Origin of the sequence: Methylocella sp., from assembly GCF_044226135.1 — a bacterium.
GTDB lineage: Bacteria > Pseudomonadota > Alphaproteobacteria > Rhizobiales > Beijerinckiaceae > Methylocapsa.
The window spans coordinates 1-15618 of record NZ_JBGAHM010000039.1; the positions used below are offsets into that span (position 1 = coordinate 1).

Genomic DNA, 15618 nt, shown 5'->3' on the forward strand with positions numbered 1-15618 from the left:
AGGGCGAGGGCGCGGCCTCGGCCTGCCGCGCGGCGCTCGCCGCGTCCGGCGCCCGATTCGAGCCGGCCGCGCCCGGGCCGCGGCAGGAGCCCGGATGCGCCGTCGACGATCCCGTGCGGCTCGAAAGCCTCGCCCTGCGCGACGGCGGGCGGGCCGGGCTGCCGGGGCGGCCGACGCTCGACTGCGCGGCGGCGCAGGTTCTGGCGACTTATGTCTCGGACGCCCTCGCCCCGCTGGCGAAGGGTCTGTTTGGGGCCGATCTCGCGGCGCTCGAGACGGGTCCGGGCTTTTCCTGCCGTCGCCGCAACCATGCGGCGGAGGGGAAGCTCAGCGCCCATGCGCGCGGGCTTGCGGTCGACGTCGCGACGCTGCGGCTCGCCGACGGGCGCGTGATCGCGGTCGGGCGGTTTTCGGACGAGCGCGACGCCGCCTTCGACCGCGCCGCGCGCGCCGCCGGCTGCGGCTATTTCAACACCGCGCTCGGACCCGGCGCCGACGCCAGCCACGCCACGCACTGGCATTTCGACCTTGAACCGCGCGGCGCGGGCGGACGAAGCAAATTCTGCCAGTAGGGCGCAGGGCATAGAGCCCGAATTTGACATTTCGGGTCAGCGCGAAAATCCGGCGGCTGCGCTTTCGCACAAGCGCCCGGCGCGCGACGCGATAAGCGCTCTGACGTCGATTGACTTCGGCGCGAAGCGCGCCTTAATCGACCCTGACGGACCGCGCCTCAGACGCACGCGCCGCAGGGAGCCAACGCCAAACCTGATCGGAGAGCCATGCAAAGCCTAAGGCGCGTCGCCTTCTTCAAAGATGTCGCCGATCTCGATTACGATCGTTTCGATCGGCTCTGCATGTGGAAGAAATTCGACGACGGCGAGCTCGTCGTCGACTATGAGGACGAAAGCTCCGACGTCTATTTCATCCTCGCCGGCGAGGTGCGCGTCCTGATCCGCACCGCCGCCGGCAAGGAGGTGATTCTCGGCGAGAGCAAGGCGGGGCAGTTCTTCGGCGAGATGACCGCGATCGACGGGGCGAAGCGCTCGGCGAACGTCACGGCGCTGACCAAGGCCGAACTCTGCATCATGCCGGCCGCGGTGTTCCGCGAGATCATCTTCGCGTCGAACATGGCCTGCGAGGGCATTCTGCGCCTGCTCATCGGCCGCATCCGCGAACTCAACGCGCGGCTCGCCGAACATTCGATCTTCGACCTCAAGCACCGGCTCTATTCGGAGCTGCTGCGCATGGCCCATCCGCGGCCGGGGCGGCCGAACGAGCGGGCGCTGACGCCGCCGCCCTTCCACCATGTGCTCGCCGCGCGCATCGGCTGCCGCCGCGAGCAGGTGACGCGCGAGCTGTCGGCGCTGTCGCAGGAGGGCGTGATCGAAAAGACGCGCGGCGCGCTGGTGCTGCTGAAGCCGCAGCTGCTCGAATCGCGGCTTGAGGAGGCGCTGCGCGAAGGCGGCTGAGCGGCCGCCCGGTTGCGCAGGGCGCGCCTCAGTTCGCGGGCGCGGCCCGCGTCGGCGCGCCGAGCGGCGGGGCGCGCCCGAACAGCGGCGCCGCCGCGTCGGACTGGCGGATCAGGCTGCGCGCGTCCGGCACGAGCGCGAGGTCGCCGAAGCCGCCGACGACCTCGAAATTGAACTCGCGCGGGGCCTTGCCGGCCTGGTCGTCGGCGGCCCTGACGGCGGCGCGCGATTCGACCACGCGCTCGGCGAGGTCGACCGTCCCGCCGAAGGCGAGCCGCACGCCGCGCCCGTCGAGCGCGCCGTCGACGATCTCGGCGACGCCATGCGTCGCCTTGAGGGTAAAGCCCGCGCTCGCGAAGCTCGTCGAGCCGTAGCGGATGTTCTGCATCAGCGCCAGCGGGCGCGCGTCGATCGAGCGCAGCGCGCCGAGCAGGTTCAGCCCGACGATCTCGCCGCGCCCGAACGAGGCCTGGCCGGCGCCGTCGAGATTGCGCATCATGTCGTACATGGAGCGGCCGGCGCTCTGCGCGCTGGCCGAGACGGTCGCCGCGCCGAACACGCGCCAGCCTTCGGGCGTCGCGAACTGGAAGAAGGAGGCGTCGACGCCCACGGCCGAGGCCGACAGCTTCGCCTCAAGGCCGTCGCCGGTCTTGACGAAGGAGGCGCGGCCCTTGACGGTTCCGTCGCCCGCCTGCGCGTCGAGCAGCGCGACGTCGAGGCGGCGGTCGCGCTTCATCAGCGAGAAGGCCGCCTCCCTGAGCTCGGCGCCCGGCAGGAACAGCCGCGTGGCCGAGATGCGCAGGTCGAGATCGGCGAAATCCTGCTCGTCGAGGTCGAACGGCTCGCGGCTCCATTGCCCGTCGCGCGCGATGAGCGGCGAAAGCCGCGCGAAGAACGGCCGCAGCGAGATGCGGCTCGCGGCGAGCGTGCCGGCGATCGCGGGATGTTCGCCGCCGAGCACCGCGAGCGCGCCTTCATAGTCGTTGCCGTCGACGGCGAGGCGCAAATTGGAGAAGCTGGCGTTGGGCCGCGTCAGGGCGACGTCGGCCTCGAAGGCGACGTCGGCGAGCGGGTTCGGCAGGGCGAGCCGGTAGCCGCCGATCTCGGCGAGCTTGCGCAGCGAAGGCGCCGTCGCCTTGATCTTTCCAAAAAACTGCGGCTTCGGCGCGCCCGTCGCCTCGCCCTGGGCCGAGAGCGTCAGGCTCGGGCCCTCGAGGCTCAGCGCAACGCCTGACGCGCCGCCGCGCAGGAGGGCCGCGGGACGGTCGAAGGTCGCCGCCACGGCGGCGTAGATCGGCCGCTCGCCGACGCCGACAAGGCTCGCCGCGCCGTTGAGGCTCGCCGGCCCGCCGAGGCGGCGCCAGTCGAGCGTCGCGTCGATTCCCTCGACGCGCGCCGCCTCGCCGGAGCGCGTCCTGATGGTGGCGCGGCCGCCGACGATCGACAGCACGCCAAGGCGCGCGGCGTCGGCCGCCGCCGCCTCGGGCGTCGCGGGGGCCGCGGCGAGCCCGTCGCCGATCGCCCCGCCCGGCGGCGGCGCGGCGGCGCGCGAAAGATCGACGAAGACGTCCGGCCGCACCAGCGTCGCCGAAGCGATTTCGAGCCGGCCGAGCAGCAGCGCGTCGAGGCGCAGATAGCCCTTGAGCGACTCGGCCTCGACCGAGAACCGCCCGTCGCCGCCGCTGAGGCCGACGCGGCCGACGCTGATGTGCGGGCGCGGCAGGGCGACGAAGACCGCCTCGCCCTCGGCGCGCGCCGACAGGCCGGACAGCCGGCGGATCTGGTCGACAAGTTCGCTGCGCATGGCGGCGGAGGAGAACAGCCAGGGCGCCGCCGCGGCGGCGAGGCCGGCCGCGACGACGACCGCGCCGAAGGCCGCGATCAGGACGCGCGCGCGCCGCCGCGTCTCGGCCGACGACGCCCTTGCCTTGTCGCTCATGCGCAAACGCCTCCGCTCCAGCGGCTTTCGTCCCGCGGCCTGACGCGCAGGGCGGCCTGCGGCGCGCCGCGGGCCGCGAAACCCTTGAGGACGCGGCGACGGCCGCGTCCTCAGGCTATGTCACAAAGGAAGGCGGCGAAATTGCGCTGCGCCGCGCGCGCCGCCGCCGTTCACCGCGCGAACACGCTTTCGAGCGCCGAAACGAGCTGCGCCGAGCCGAACGGCTTGCGCAGCACCGTCCGGCCCTCGTGCCCTGGCGGAATGTCGCGCTCGTCGAAGCCGGTCGTGAACACGAAGGGGCAGCCGCGCCGCGCCAGAAGGTCGGCCACCGCGTCGACGCGCTCGGCGCCGAGCTTGACGTCGAGCAGCGCGACGTCGAGGCGCTCGCGGGCGACGGCCTCGATCGCCGTCCTGACGTCGGCGACGCAGGCGACGACGTCGAAGCCGAGCTCGTTCAGCGCGTCCTGCAGGGAGACCGCGACGAAAGGCTCGTCCTCGACGATCAGGATGCGGCGGCCGGAGCCCTGCGCCGGCCCCGAGATCGGCCCCGAGGCGAAGGCCGGCGCGTAGGCCCGGCGAGCGGGCTCGCGCCCCTTCGTCGGTTGCGTCGCGAGCGGATCGGAGTCGGAGGCGTCGCCTGAGCGCGTCATGTCCTGGCCTTCATGCGCCGCCGAACTTTGCCTGCGCCGGGCGGCGAAGTCCAGCGGCGCGGCCGGGCGGCGCGTCGAAATCGCGAGAAAGCCCCGGTCTAGCCGTGATTTCGCCGCGCCAGCGCATAGATCGCCGCGCCGGCGACAAGAATCCAGCCCGAAATCATCAGCGCGCCGCCGGTCGGCGCGGCCATGGGAAACAGCCGCGCGCCAAGAAAGGCGCGCGCCGAGAGATCGCCGCAAAACAGCGCCGCGCCCAGAAACAGCAGCGCGCCGGCGAGCGCGAAGCCGTAAAAGCCCGGCAGCCCCGGCGCCGCCATGAGAAGCGCGCCGAGGCCGAGAAGGGCGAGCGCGTTGACAAGCAAAAAATGCGCGGCGGTCACGACCACGGGATTGGGATCGGCGTGCGCGCCGACGGCGGACAGGATGACGCCGAAGGCGCCAAGGGCGCCGGAGAGAGCGACGCCGGTCAGGGCGACGGCGGGAGCGTCGGAGAACACGGGAGAACGAACCTCGAGGCTGTCAACGGACGGGGCCGCATGCTATGGGCGAAATCCCGGCGCCGGCAAGGCCGCGCGCCGTTCGCATCACGCAGGCCGTCGTTCGAGCGAAAAAATCGTTGCGGGCGAAAAATCGCCTCAGGGAGGACCATGATGAGGTTTCGCATGCGCCGCGCCGTCGTGGCCGTCGCGGCTGTCGCCTTCGCCTCGGCCGCGGTCGCCGCGCCGCAGGCCAAGACCGAAGCCAGGCCCGACGCCAAATCTTCCGCCGCCGCGGGCGACGTCCAGACCTTCGGCGACTGGACGCTGCGCTGCGGCACGGGGCCGACGGGCGAGCACGCCTGCGAGGTCAGCTCCATGATCAAGCGGCCGGGCTCGACCGGGCCGATCGCCCAGATCGCCTTCGGGCGCCAGGTCGCGGCCGGCCAGGCCGAAAAGGACAAGCCCGAAAAGGACAAGGCAGAAAAGGACAAGGCCGGGAAGGACAAGCCCGCAGCCGCCGAGGCGGACAAGCTCGCCGCCGCCGCCGCGCTCCAGGCCGGAACGCCGGCCAGGATCAAGCTCGTCGTGCTGATCCCCGTCAACGTCACCATCGCGCCGGGCGTCGAGCTGGGCGCGGACGCGGCCGAGCCGGTCAGGATGCCGATCAAGACCTGCATCCAGGCGGCCTGCTTCGCCGAAGCCCTCCTCACCGACGCGCAGGTCAAGACGTTCCGGAGCAAGAGCCAGCCGGGCAGGCTCGTGTTCACCGATCCGGGCGAGCGTCCGGTCGCGGTCGAGGTTCCCTTCAAGGGGCTCGACCAGGCGCTCGACGCCCTTGAGCGCAAATGATCGCGCGCAAATGATCGTGGGCGAATGATCCGGGGCAGGCGGGGTTAAGGCCGGATTAACCCTTCGGGCCAAAACTCGCCGGGGGAAAAGCCGGAAAAAAGCCGCGCTCGCGCGCTCGTCTTGCGGGCGAGAGGCCGCGACCTTCCCGCGCCGGAGACGACGACATGAGACCGCTTCCGCCCGCTTTCGCCCGGACCTTCTTCGCCCGGGCCGTCGTCTTCGCGCATGTCGTCTTCGCCGGGGCCGCCCTCGCGCAGGACAGGGGCGCGCTCGAGGCGCGCGTCCTGCCGCCGCTCGCCAATCCGCAAAGCCCGTCGACGCCGGCGAAGGAGCTGTTCGGCCGCGCCGACGCTCCCGCGCCGCTCGCCGCGCGCACCATCGGCTTTTATTCGCGCGGCTGCCTCGCGGGCGGACAGGCGCTGCCGATCAGCGGCGACGCCTGGCAGGTGATGCGGCTTTCGCGCAACCGCAACTGGGGCCATCCGCAGCTCATCGCCTTTCTGGAGAGCTTCGCGCGGCGCGTGCGCGCCGGCGCCGGCTGGCCCGGCATCCTCGTCGGCGACATTTCGCAGCCGCGCGGCGGGCCGATGCTGACCGGCCACGCCTCGCACCAGATCGGGCTCGACGCCGACATCTGGATGACGCCCATGCCGGCGCGCCAGCTGTCGCGCGCCGAGCGCGAAGACATGTCGTCGACCATGGTGGTGCGGCCGGACCGGCTCGACGTCGATTATTCGCGCTGGACGCCGGGCCACATGGAGGCGATCAAGCTCGCGGCGCAGGATCCGCGCGTGCAGCGCGTCTTCGTCAACGCCGCGATCAAGAAGGCGATCTGCCGCGACGCGCGCGGCGACCGCTCATGGCTCGGCAAGGTGCGGCCGATCTGGGGCCACGACTATCATTTCCATATCCGCCTCGCCTGCCCGCGCGGCGAGGACGCCTGCCGCGACCAGGAGCCGACGCCGCCGGGCGACGGCTGCGACGCCTCGCTCGACTGGTGGTTCTCGGACGCCGTGCTGCACCCAAAGCCGAGCGCGCCGCAGAAGCCGAAGCCGCCGATGACGCTGGCGCAGCTTCCGGCCGAATGCCGCATCGTGCTGAAGGCGAAATAGGGCCAGGGCGACGCTCAGGGTCAGGGCGACGCGCCGGCGGCCTCGACGGCCGCGGGCTCCTGCTTCTCGCGCAAGAAATGCAGCTTCGACCTGCGGCGCGTGGCGGCGCTGCGGCCCGAAACGATCGGCGCCTCATGCGCCTCGACGCGCATGATCGTCGGCGCGAGCGCGCCGGTCCCGGCCGGCGTCGTCGCGGCGGCCGGCGCCGCCGCGGGCCCCGCCGCGGCCGCGCCGGCGGCGCCGACGAGAAACATCGCCGGGAGAATGAGGTTTCTGGCGAAAAGCCCGTTGACGCGCATCGGCGGATCTCCAGCCCGCTCCGTTTCGACGGCTTTGCTTATCATGTTTCGTCAGGCGGGACGCGGCCGAAGCTAGACATGCTTAACGCTTCGCCCTATGCGGCCGCGCACATGACGGCGACGCCCGGCGGAGCGGGCCGGGCGCGCTTCGGCGGGCTTGCCGGCTTGCGTTCAGGCGGGCTCGACCTGGAGCGGGCCTGCGTTCAGGCGGCGAGTCCCGTCGGACAGGAGACGCCCGTTCCGCCAAGGCCGCAATAGCCGTTCGGGTTCTTGGCGAGATATTGCTGGTGGTAGCCTTCGGCGTAATAGAACGGCGGCAGGTCGACGATCTCGGTCGTGATCGGCCCATAGCCCTTCATGGCCAGCGCCTGGGCATAGGCCGACCGGCTCGCCTCCGCCGCCGCGCGCTGGCGCGGGCCGTCGACGTAGATTCCCGAGCGATATTGCGTGCCGACGTCATTGCCCTGCCGCATGCCCTGCGTCGGGTCGTGGCTCTCCCAGAAAATCTTCAGGAGCCGCTCGTAGGAGATGAGGTTCGGGTCGAACACGACCAGCACGACCTCATTGTGGCCGGTGAGGCCGGAGCACACTTCCTCATAGGTCGGGTTCGGCGTGACGCCGCCCGCATAGCCGACGGCCGTGACGTAGATTCCCTCGCCCGCCTGCCAGAACTTGCGCTCCACGCCCCAGAAGCAGCCGAGCCCGAACATGGCCGTCTCGAGCCCGTCCGGAAAGGGCGCAAGCAGGCGCCGGCCATTGACGAAATGCGTTTCGGAGGTCCCGATCGGCTCGGCGCGGCCGGGCAGCGCCGCGTCCGGGGCCGGCAGGGTCATGGGTTTGCGAAACATGGGTTCAATCCGGCTTTGCGCTTTACGCGCGAGGGTTTGAAGCGAAGGCTTATGTGGCGCGGAGGACCGCCTGAGACAATGCCTGAAGGCCACGTTTGGTTGACTGAATTCGGCGTGAATCGCTCGGCGCCGAACGCCCGCGCTCCGCCTATCGCCCGCGCTCGCCGATCCGGGCGCGCGGCGCCCGCGCGAGACGCAGCGCAGCCGCCGCCGCGAGCGCGAGGACGAGCGCCGCGGGAAGCGCGCCGAGCGCGGCGTCGAGCCAGCGCGGGGCGTTCGCGAGCGCGCCCGGCGCGAGGCCCGAGGCGAGGCGGCCCGCGTCGGTCAGCATGATCCGCCGCGCAAGGACGCTGTGGGCGACGTCGACGGCGACGACGCAGAAGGCGCCGGCCAGCGCGAAAAAGCCCAGCAGGCGCCAGAGGCCGCGCGTCACCACGCGGCCCGCGTCCTGTTTCGATTGCCTTTGACCGCGACGGCGCCTATATTTCGGCTATTCCCGTCATGGCTAACGCTCAGACTCGTGAGCTTCGTCTCGTGAGCCCCGCCCCTGCGGAGCGCTCCGCAGAGCCGCAGCCGCGCCCCCGCGCCGAGCCGCCCGCAGACGCGCCGCAAAGGAGATGCGAAGATGAACACCGCGCCGCTCATGCCCAAGGCCACGGCCGTATGGCTCGTCGAAAACACCTCGCTGACTTTCGACCAGATCGCCAGTTTCTGCAAATTGCACCCCCTTGAGGTCAAGGGCATCGCCGACGGCGAAGTCGCGAGCGGCATCAAGGGCCATGACCCGATCACCTCCGGCCAGCTGACGCGCGAGGAGATCGCCTCCTGCGAGAAGAACCAGAGCCGCCAGCTCCAGCTCGCCCAGTCCAAGGTGCGGCTGCCCGAGGCTCCGCGCAAGCGCGGCGCGCGCTACACCCCGCTGTCGCGCCGGCAGGACCGGCCCAACGCGATTTTGTGGCTGATCCGCAACCATCCCGAGCTCAAGGACGCGCAGATCATGCGCCTCGCCGGGACCACCAAATCGACGCTGCAGGCGATTCGCAACCGCACGCACTGGAACTCGGCCGCGCTCGTCGCCGCCGATCCGGTGACGCTCGGCCTGTGCTCGCAGATCGACCTCGACTTCGAGGTCAACCGCGCCGCCAAGGATCGTCCGCACCAGGTCGAGGCGGCCCCGGTCGACGGGCTGATGCCGGCCGAGGCCACGACCCGCCGCCATGAAGAGGCGCGCACGGAGGAAGACGTCTTCGGCGCGCCCTCCCCCCGCGCGCCCGAAGAGGAAGAAGTCGACGTCGACTCCGTCTTCGCGAGCCTCAAGGGGCTCAGGACGAAAGAATGACGGGCTGACGCGCGCGACGCGCTCATTGGTTGAAAAATTCTCGTGCGCTCGTCTCCCGCGTGTTAAGGTCTCTGTGCGAATCAGGGCGCGCCGAACGGCTTCGGCCCGACCGCGACAGGGGCTGCGCACGGGAGAGGCGAATGGCGGGCGGCGCGCTGGCTGACGGGCCACGGACTGACAGATCCAAGACCGACAGAGTCAAGAGTGGCGGGCCGAAGACTTGCGGGCCGGAGACTTGCGGGCCGGAGACTTGCGGGCCGGAGACTTGCGGGCCGGAGACTTGCGGGCCGGAGACTTGCGGGCCGGAGACTTGCGGACTTCGGGCGGATGACCCCCGCAGCGCCTGTTCGACGCGGGTCGGGCGGCGGCGCGGCGCGGGCGCCGGCGCGCTCCCGGCCGCTCGCGGGTCCGTTTGGGCCGCCGCGCCTCTTGCGGGCCCTGTGGCGCGCTTCGCCAGGATTTTTTTCAGGGATTTTTTCGGGAGCCTCGCCATGAGCCCTGCGAAAGCGGCGGCGCTTGCGGCGACGGCGGGCGCGGCGCTCGCCGCCGGGCCGGGCGGCGCGGGCGCGGCCGATCTCGGCTATGCGCCCTATGTTCCGCCGCCGCCGGCCCTCGCGCAGGCGGGCCGCCCTCCCGCCGATTACGGCGTCGATCCGCGTTGCAGCGTCGTCGGCATGCCTCAGGCCGATCTCGTCGGCGACACGGCGCGTTTCCGGCCCACGGCGATCTGCCAGTCGCGCGGGCTCTATACGGACTCCGTGCTGTTTCCCGGACCGCCCGTGATCTATCGCCCGCCGCCCGTCGCCATTCCCGGCTATTCCTATGGCTACGCCTGGTAGCGGAGAAGGAGGGGCGCTGCCGCGGTGTTGCGCGAAAAAGGCGCCGTATCCCGCCGAAAACACGCGATCTTGCGCCTTTGGCGCCGCATTTGGGTCAGGCGGGCCCCGGCCTGCGGCGGTAGCTGCGGGATGCGAAGTTTTCGATGCCTTCGCCGCACTCCGGACCGGCCGCGCCGGCTCTCGTCGTCACGCGTCCCATGTCTCGACGGCCGTTTCGCACGTCGAAACGGCCGCTTCTTGCCCGCTTTGCGCGGGCGAGGCCGCGCGGCCCCCGCCGCAGCTTCGGGCGAAAAGCGCGGCCCCCGCCGCAGCTTCATGAAAAGCGCGGCCCCCGCCGCAGCTTCATGAAAAGCGCGGCCCCCGCCGCAGCTTCATGAAAAGCGCGGCCCCCGCCGCAGCTTCATGAAAAGCGCGGCCCCCGCCGCGCCTGGGCCAGCGCCGAGGACAGGGCGCCGGCGAAATCCGCCTTCTCCTCCCGCCCGAGAAAGGACGCGACCTCAAGGCTGCGCCCGCGCGAGACGAGCGCGAGGCGTTCGACGCCGAACTCCTCATGCGTCTCGCGCTCGAGCCGCACGAAGGCCGGGCTGAAGCGCCATTCGCGCCGCGCGCCCCTGGCGCTCACCTTGGCGACGACGAGCTCGAAAAAGGTCAGCCGGAACTCCTCGAACGCGCGCGCGGCGGCGAAATTGACGCGAAAGGCGATGCACAGCAGCGCCACGTCGAGGCCGCAGAAGCCGATGACCGGCCAGGCGCCGAGCAGGAAGAAAGGCAGGCTCAGCGCCAGATTGGCGAGCGCGAAGACGAAGATGACGAGACGCGCGCCCGAGGCCGGAAGCGAGCGGTTCGGCCGCAGCCGCGCGTCGAACAGGGCCGCGTCGCAGATCGGGGCGGGGCTGGCGCCGGCGGCGTCGGGCGAAGCCGCGGGCGCGGCGCCTGGCGCGCCGGCTTGTTCTCTCTCCATGCGGCCCGCCTCTCTCCATGCGGCCCGCGCGCTCCCTGCGGCGTCTCCGGCGCGCCGGTCGAGCGGTCGCGGCGGCCCTTCTCCCGGACCGAAGTCGAACCTATAACGCGCGAATGGCGAAATCACCTATCGTCGGGACGGCCGGGACCGGTCGGCCCAAAACGGCGAAACCCCGTCCCGAGGCCGGGCCCGGGCCCAAAACTGCGCCCGCGCCGGCCGGATCCGCGCCTGACGACGCGCCGGGGCGCAAGCCCACGGCCCGCCGCGCCGCGTCCAAAACCGCGGACGCCGCCGAGACCGCGCGAATCGAACAGATTTTCGCGCGTTTCCAGGCCGCCTCGCCCCATCCTGAAGGCGAGCTTCATTACGTCAACCCCTATACGCTGCTCGTCGCCGTGGCGCTGTCGGCGCAGGCGACCGACGTCGGCGTGAACAGGGCGACGAAGCCGCTGTTCGCCATCGCCGACACGCCGCAGAAGATGGTCGCGCTCGGCGAGGACCGGCTGCGCGAGATGATCAAGACCATCGGCCTCTACCGCACCAAGGCGAAGCATGTGATCGCGCTGTCGCAGCGGCTGATCGACGACTTCGGCGGACGGACGCCGCAGGACCGCGCGGCGCTCGAAACCCTGCCGGGCGTCGGCCGCAAGACGGCGAACGTGGTTTTGAACATCGCCTTCGGCGCGCCGCTGATCGCCGTCGACACGCATATCTTCCGCGTCTCGAACCGCGTGCCGATCGCGCCCGGCAAGACGCCGCTTGCGGTCGAACTCGGCCTCGAACGCGTCACGCCGGAGCGCTACAAGCTCCACGCGCATCACTGGCTGATCCTGCACGGGCGCTATGTGTGCAAGGCGCGCCGGCCCGAATGCTGGCGCTGCCTGATCGAGGATCTCTGCCGCTTTCCCGACAAGGCGCGGCCCGCGGCCCAAAAGGCCGCCCGGGCCCAGGACGGCGCTTAGTCCTAGAACGGCGCCTGCGGCGGAACCGCGCCACGCGCCGTGTTGCGCTGCTGCGCGCCATGGAGCTCGCGCCGCAGCGCGTCGAGATCGCTCGCCGAGCGCGGCGCCGGCCGCTGCGGGTCGCCGCCCCAGGGCGGCTGATAGTCGAGCGCATCCTCGTCGGGGCGGCTCGCGCGCACGAAATCCTTGGCTTGCGGCACGTCGGGCCAGATCTTCGTGTTCATGATGGTGTCGAGCGGGGTTCCCGGGACCGTGCCGGTGCGCTTGGAGCGGTCCTCTTTCGGCGGCGCCTGATCGGCCGACGCCGCGCCGGTCTGGGCCGCGCCGGTCTCTGCGGCGAACGGCGCGGCGCAAAGGCCCGTCGCGAGCGCGGCGGCGCAAAGGCGCGGGCCGAGCCTGAAGGCTGATCGAAGCGGCGCTCTTTCGGGCGTCATGCGGGGCTCCTTGGGCGCGGCGTTGCGGAAGACGCCTCGGGCTCTGACATAAGGACTAGAGGAAAGTCGCGCCATAACGATGTTTTCCGCCGCCTGAAAAGCTTTATGATGGAAGCGTTCGCGAGGAAAGCGCCGCCCGTCTTCGGCTGCGCGCCGCCCCGCCGGGCGTCGCGGCGCGAAAGCGGAAGCCGGCTGTCGCGGTTTGACACAATAAGAGACAGGTTCGGAGGAAACTTATGAGCCCGACAGGACCGCGCCGTCTGCCGGAAGCGACGCAGATCAACAAGGCCAAGGCGGCCGCGCGCAAGAAAAGAGCGCAGGCCCAGGCCTCCTCCTCGCGCAGCCGGCGCGGCGCGGCCGAAGCCGATCCGCCGCCGCCCGCGGAGGCGCCGGCCGAGAGCTCGCCCGCCAAAAGCGCCCCGGCCGCGCCCGCCGTCGGCGAAGCCGCGCCGCCGCCGCCCTCGCCGCAGGCGTTCGGCCTGCCCGCGGGCTTTCCCATCCTGCCGCAGGCGCTCGGCCCCATGGCCGCCTCGCTCGCGCCCGCGCTGACGCCCTATGCGCTGAAGGGCGAGACCGCCGCGAAGGTCGACTTCGAGAAGCTCGTCTACAATATGGCGCGGCTGTTCGAGCAGGGCGGCAAGGCGATCGCCGCGACGCTGAAGCCGACGAAGCCCGGCGAGGCCAAAAGCGACCTGTCGTCCGAGATCTCCAACGCCACGAAGGCGATCGGCAAGGTGGCCGAGCTCTGGCTGAGCGACCCCAAGAAGACGGTCGAGGCGCAATCCGCCCTGCTCATGGGCTATTTCGGCCTCATGACCAACACCATGCGCCGCCTCGCCTCCGAAGGCGCCGAGCCGCTGGTGCCGCACGACCCCGCCGACAAGCGCTTCTCCGCGCCCGAATGGCGCGAAAGCCCCTTTTTCGATTTTCTGCGCCAGGCCCACGCCATCGCCGTCACCTGGGCCAACGGGCTCATCGACCGTTCGCAGGAGCTCGACGCGCGCGAGCGCGAAAAGGCGAAGTTCTATTTCCGGCAGATTTCGAGCGCGCTGTCGCCGTCGAATTTCTTCGCGACCAATCCGGAAGTCCTGAAGGAGACCTGGGAGTCGAACGGCGAAAACCTCGTGCGCGGCGCCTCGATGCTCGCGCGCGACCTCGAGGCCGGCAAGGGCCGGCTCAAGATCACCCGCTACGACGCCTCGAAATTCGAGGTCGGCGTCAATCTGGCGACGACGCCCGGCAAGGTCGTGTTCCGCAACGAGCTGATCGAGCTCATCCAGTATGCGCCGACGACCGAGACCGTGTTCAGGCGCCCGCTGCTGATCCTGCCGCCCTGGATCAACAAATTCTACATCCTCGACCTCGGCCCCGAAAAAAGCCTGGTGCGCTGGGCGGTCTCGCAGGGGCTCACCGTGTTCATCGTGTCGTGGGTCAATCCCGACGCGCGCCACCGCGACAAGGGTTTTGAGGTCTACATGCGCGAAGGCATCTTCGCCGCCCTCGACGCGATCGAGAAGGCCACCGGCGAGCGCAGGATCTCGGCGGTCGGCTATTGCATCGGCGGCACGCTGCTCGCCATGACGCTCGCCTACATGGCCCAGACCGGCGACGACCGGATCGCCAGCGCCTCCTTCTTCACGACCCAGACCGACTTCAGCGAGGCCGGCGACCTCAAGCTGTTCGTCGACGAGGAGCAGCTCAGGGACCTCGAGGAGAAGATGGCCGCGACCGGCTATCTCGAAGCCTCCTCGATGTCGACCTCGTTCAACATGCTGCGGCCCGAGGACCTGATCTGGTCCTTCGTGATCAACAATTACATGAAGGGCAAGCCGCCGCTCGCCTTCGACCTGCTCGCCTGGAACTCCGACGCGACGCGGATGACCGCGGCGAACCACATGGCCTATCTGCGCGACTGCTATCTCGAAAACAAGTTCGCGCGCGGCGAGGCGGCCTTCGGCGGGCTGAAGCTCAAGATCGGCGACATCAAGATTCCGGTCTACCACCTCGCCACGAAAGAAGACCACATCGCCCCGGCGCGCTCCGTGTTCAAGGGCGCGAAGCTGTTTGGCGGCGAGGTGCGCTATGTGCTCGCGGGCTCGGGCCATATCGCCGGCGTGGTCAATCCGGTGTCGAAGCCCAAATATCAGTACTGGCTCGGCGAGCGGCCGCAGGGCGACTTCGACGCCTGGGCGGCGAAGGCCGTCGAGCACAAGGGCAGCTGGTGGCCGGACTGGTTCGCCTGGATCGCGGCGCAGGCGCCCGAAAAGGTCCCGGCGCGCGTTCCAGGCGACGGCGGGCTCGAGCCGCTCTGCGACGCGCCGGGCGAATTCGTGAAGACGCGCTACTCCTGAGACGCTTTCACGCGCCGGCCGCGCGGCCTATGCTGCCGGCGCGCCCGCCTGCCGCTCCGCCTTCTCTCGACCTGGACGCCTGAATGACGCGAAGCTTCCCGAAACAGGCGTTCCGCTTCGCTCCTTCCTCGAACGGCTTCCTTCACCTCGGCCACGCCTGTTCGGCCGCGCTGAACTTCGAACTCGCGCAGGCGTCGGGCGGGCGCATGCTGCTGCGCATCGAGGACATCGACCTCGAGCGCTGCCGGCCCGAGTTCGAGCAGGCGATCTATGACGACCTCGGCTGGCTCGGCCTCGCCTGGGAGGAGCCGGTTCGGCGCCAGTCGCGGCATTTCCCGGACTACGCCGCGACGCTCGAGCGGCTGCGCGCGCAGGGCCTCGCCTATCCCTGCTTCTGCTCGCGCGGCGAGATCATGGCCGCCGTCGCCGGCCGTCCCGACTGGCCGCGCGACCCCGACGGCTCGCCGCTCTATCCGGGGCTCTGCAAGCATCTCTCGCCGATGGAGCGGACGCGCCGCCTCGCGAGCGGGCGCGCCGCCGCGCTACGCCTCGACATGAAGGCGGCGCTCGCCCATCTCGCGCGGCAGGGCGGCCCGGAGCTCGACTGGCTCGAACAGGGCGTCGGCGGGACGCGGCGGGTCAGGGCGACGCCGGCGCTCTGGGGCGACCCGGTGATCGCGCGGCGCGACATCAAGACGAGCTATCACATCGCCGTGGTCACGGACGACGCGGCCCAGGGCGTGACCGACGTCGTGCGCGGCGCCGATCTGTTCATGGCGACGCATCTGCACCGGCTGCTGCAGGCGCTGCTCGACCTGCCGGAGCCCGTCTACCGCCACCACGCGCTGCTGTGCGACGCCTCGGGCCAGAAGCTGTCGAAGAGCCTGCGCGCCAAATCGCTGCGCGCCTGGCGCCAGGAAGGGCTGTCGCCCGAGGCGGCGCGCCGTCGTCTTTCGGTCGAAGTCATGGTTCCGCCGTGATCCGCGCCGAATTTTCGCGGCGCGGCGCCTGCGCGCGGCCCGGCGCGCCGGCCCAAGTCGACGGCTCCAACGTTGACGGCGGCCGGCCGATGAGCCTAGCTGAA

The 15618-nt window shown here is 71.0% G+C and carries 17 protein-coding genes; 9 read left to right on the forward strand and 8 right to left on the reverse strand.

Annotation, left to right across the window (positions count from 1 at the left end; all coding sequences use genetic code 11):
* Both ACILRB_RS13690 and ACILRB_RS13695 read left to right on the forward strand, forming a co-directional pair.
* The coding region (locus ACILRB_RS13690; RefSeq protein ID WP_395666850.1) for an extensin family protein at positions 1-572 on the forward strand (572 nt) is incomplete at its 5' end.
* Positions 573-779: 207 nt separating this feature from the next.
* Positions 780-1469: a Crp/Fnr family transcriptional regulator gene (locus ACILRB_RS13695; protein WP_395666851.1), complete on the forward strand. Its 690-nt coding sequence runs from the start codon at positions 780-782 to the stop codon at positions 1467-1469.
* A 28-nt stretch (positions 1470-1497) separates the two neighbouring features.
* Here the strand turns inward: ACILRB_RS13695 and ACILRB_RS13700 are convergent, their stop codons facing one another.
* The 3 genes from ACILRB_RS13700 to ACILRB_RS13710 form a co-directional block, all read right to left on the reverse strand.
* The gene (locus ACILRB_RS13700) at positions 1498-3408 is read right to left on the reverse strand and encodes an AsmA family protein (protein WP_395666852.1); all 1911 of its coding nucleotides are present in this window, start codon (positions 3406-3408) and stop codon (positions 1498-1500) included.
* Between the two features lie 170 nt (positions 3409-3578).
* On the reverse strand, positions 3579-4058 hold the full coding sequence (locus ACILRB_RS13705; RefSeq protein WP_395666853.1) for a response regulator: 480 nt from the start codon (positions 4056-4058) through the stop codon (positions 3579-3581).
* Between the two features lie 98 nt (positions 4059-4156).
* Positions 4157-4558: a DUF423 domain-containing protein gene (locus ACILRB_RS13710; RefSeq protein WP_395666854.1), complete on the reverse strand. Its 402-nt coding sequence runs from the start codon at positions 4556-4558 to the stop codon at positions 4157-4159.
* A 150-nt stretch (positions 4559-4708) separates the two neighbouring features.
* Between ACILRB_RS13710 and ACILRB_RS13715 the strand changes: the two genes are divergently transcribed.
* Together ACILRB_RS13715 and mepA are read left to right on the forward strand one after the other, a co-directional pair.
* Positions 4709-5389: an invasion associated locus B family protein gene (locus ACILRB_RS13715; RefSeq protein ID WP_395666855.1), complete on the forward strand. Its 681-nt coding sequence runs from the start codon at positions 4709-4711 to the stop codon at positions 5387-5389.
* A gap of 164 nt (positions 5390-5553) precedes the next feature.
* Positions 5554-6501 carry a penicillin-insensitive murein endopeptidase gene (gene mepA / locus ACILRB_RS13720; protein ID WP_395666856.1) on the forward strand — a complete coding sequence of 316 codons (948 nt, stop codon included), beginning with the start codon at positions 5554-5556 and terminating at the stop codon, positions 6499-6501.
* Between the two features lie 20 nt (positions 6502-6521).
* Here mepA and ACILRB_RS13725 read toward each other — a convergent pair whose 3' ends face one another.
* From ACILRB_RS13725 to ACILRB_RS13735, 3 genes are all read right to left on the reverse strand, one after another.
* A complete protein-coding gene (locus ACILRB_RS13725) occupies positions 6522-6845 on the reverse strand; it encodes a hypothetical protein (RefSeq protein WP_395666857.1) in 324 nt (107 codons plus the stop codon).
* Between the two features lie 158 nt (positions 6846-7003).
* Positions 7004-7648 carry a peptide-methionine (S)-S-oxide reductase MsrA gene (gene msrA, locus ACILRB_RS13730; RefSeq protein ID WP_395666858.1) on the reverse strand — a complete coding sequence of 215 codons (645 nt, stop codon included), beginning with the start codon at positions 7646-7648 and terminating at the stop codon, positions 7004-7006.
* A gap of 148 nt (positions 7649-7796) precedes the next feature.
* Positions 7797-8084, reverse strand: coding sequence for a hypothetical protein (locus ACILRB_RS13735; protein WP_395666859.1), 288 nt, complete (start codon positions 8082-8084; stop codon positions 7797-7799).
* Positions 8085-8273: 189 nt separating this feature from the next.
* Here ACILRB_RS13735 and ACILRB_RS13740 point away from each other — a divergent pair, with 189 nt between their 5' ends.
* Together ACILRB_RS13740 and ACILRB_RS13745 are read left to right on the forward strand one after the other, a co-directional pair.
* Positions 8274-8987: a DUF1013 domain-containing protein gene (locus tag ACILRB_RS13740; RefSeq protein WP_395666860.1), complete on the forward strand. Its 714-nt coding sequence runs from the start codon at positions 8274-8276 to the stop codon at positions 8985-8987.
* A 491-nt stretch (positions 8988-9478) separates the two neighbouring features.
* On the forward strand, positions 9479-9826 hold the full coding sequence (locus tag ACILRB_RS13745; RefSeq protein ID WP_395666861.1) for a hypothetical protein: 348 nt from the start codon (positions 9479-9481) through the stop codon (positions 9824-9826).
* 400 nt (positions 9827-10226) lie between these two features.
* On the opposite strand, the gene ACILRB_RS13750 is transcribed toward ACILRB_RS13745, so the two are convergent.
* Positions 10227-10787 (reverse strand): DUF2244 domain-containing protein, encoded by a 561-nt coding sequence (locus ACILRB_RS13750; RefSeq protein WP_395666862.1) that lies wholly within the window; start codon positions 10785-10787, stop codon positions 10227-10229.
* Positions 10788-10900: 113 nt separating this feature from the next.
* Here ACILRB_RS13750 and nth point away from each other — a divergent pair, with 113 nt between their 5' ends.
* Complete coding sequence (gene nth / locus ACILRB_RS13755; protein WP_395666863.1) at positions 10901-11749, forward strand: endonuclease III; 849 nt, start codon at positions 10901-10903, stop codon at positions 11747-11749.
* Between the two features lie 2 nt (positions 11750-11751).
* Here nth and ACILRB_RS13760 read toward each other — a convergent pair whose 3' ends face one another.
* Positions 11752-12183, reverse strand: a complete 432-nt coding sequence (locus ACILRB_RS13760) for a hypothetical protein (protein WP_395666864.1) — start codon at positions 12181-12183, stop codon at positions 11752-11754.
* A gap of 236 nt (positions 12184-12419) precedes the next feature.
* On the opposite strand from ACILRB_RS13760, the gene ACILRB_RS13765 reads away from it, so the two are divergent.
* Positions 12420-14534, forward strand: coding sequence for a PHA/PHB synthase family protein (locus ACILRB_RS13765; RefSeq protein WP_395666865.1), 2115 nt, complete (start codon positions 12420-12422; stop codon positions 14532-14534).
* Between the two features lie 83 nt (positions 14535-14617).
* Complete coding sequence (gluQRS, locus tag ACILRB_RS13770; RefSeq protein WP_395666866.1) at positions 14618-15514, forward strand: tRNA glutamyl-Q(34) synthetase GluQRS; 897 nt, start codon at positions 14618-14620, stop codon at positions 15512-15514.
* Positions 15515-15618: the final 104 nt, after the last annotated feature.

What these genes read in the sequence shown, in the direction of transcription:
- ACILRB_RS13695 (WP_395666851.1), top strand. Translation starts at nt 780, where the DNA reads ATGCAAAGCCTAAGGCGCGTCGCCTTCTTCAAAGATGTCGCCGATCTC.
- ACILRB_RS13700 (WP_395666852.1), bottom strand. Translation starts at nt 3,408, where the DNA reads ATGAGCGACAAGGCAAGGGCGTCGTCGGCCGAGACGCGGCGGCGCGCG.
- ACILRB_RS13705 (WP_395666853.1), bottom strand. Translation starts at nt 4,058, where the DNA reads ATGACGCGCTCAGGCGACGCCTCCGACTCCGATCCGCTCGCGACGCAA.
- ACILRB_RS13715 (WP_395666855.1), top strand. Translation starts at nt 4,709, where the DNA reads ATGATGAGGTTTCGCATGCGCCGCGCCGTCGTGGCCGTCGCGGCTGTC.
- mepA (WP_395666856.1), top strand. Translation starts at nt 5,554, where the DNA reads ATGAGACCGCTTCCGCCCGCTTTCGCCCGGACCTTCTTCGCCCGGGCC.
- ACILRB_RS13725 (WP_395666857.1), bottom strand. Translation starts at nt 6,845, where the DNA reads ATGATAAGCAAAGCCGTCGAAACGGAGCGGGCTGGAGATCCGCCGATG.
- msrA (WP_395666858.1), bottom strand. Translation starts at nt 7,648, where the DNA reads ATGTTTCGCAAACCCATGACCCTGCCGGCCCCGGACGCGGCGCTGCCC.
- ACILRB_RS13740 (WP_395666860.1), top strand. Translation starts at nt 8,274, where the DNA reads ATGAACACCGCGCCGCTCATGCCCAAGGCCACGGCCGTATGGCTCGTC.
- ACILRB_RS13745 (WP_395666861.1), top strand. Translation starts at nt 9,479, where the DNA reads ATGAGCCCTGCGAAAGCGGCGGCGCTTGCGGCGACGGCGGGCGCGGCG.
- ACILRB_RS13750 (WP_395666862.1), bottom strand. Translation starts at nt 10,787, where the DNA reads ATGGAGAGAGAACAAGCCGGCGCGCCAGGCGCCGCGCCCGCGGCTTCG.
- nth (WP_395666863.1), top strand. Translation starts at nt 10,901, where the DNA reads ATGGCGAAATCACCTATCGTCGGGACGGCCGGGACCGGTCGGCCCAAA.
- ACILRB_RS13760 (WP_395666864.1), bottom strand. Translation starts at nt 12,183, where the DNA reads ATGACGCCCGAAAGAGCGCCGCTTCGATCAGCCTTCAGGCTCGGCCCG.
- ACILRB_RS13765 (WP_395666865.1), top strand. Translation starts at nt 12,420, where the DNA reads ATGAGCCCGACAGGACCGCGCCGTCTGCCGGAAGCGACGCAGATCAAC.
- gluQRS (WP_395666866.1), top strand. Translation starts at nt 14,618, where the DNA reads ATGACGCGAAGCTTCCCGAAACAGGCGTTCCGCTTCGCTCCTTCCTCG.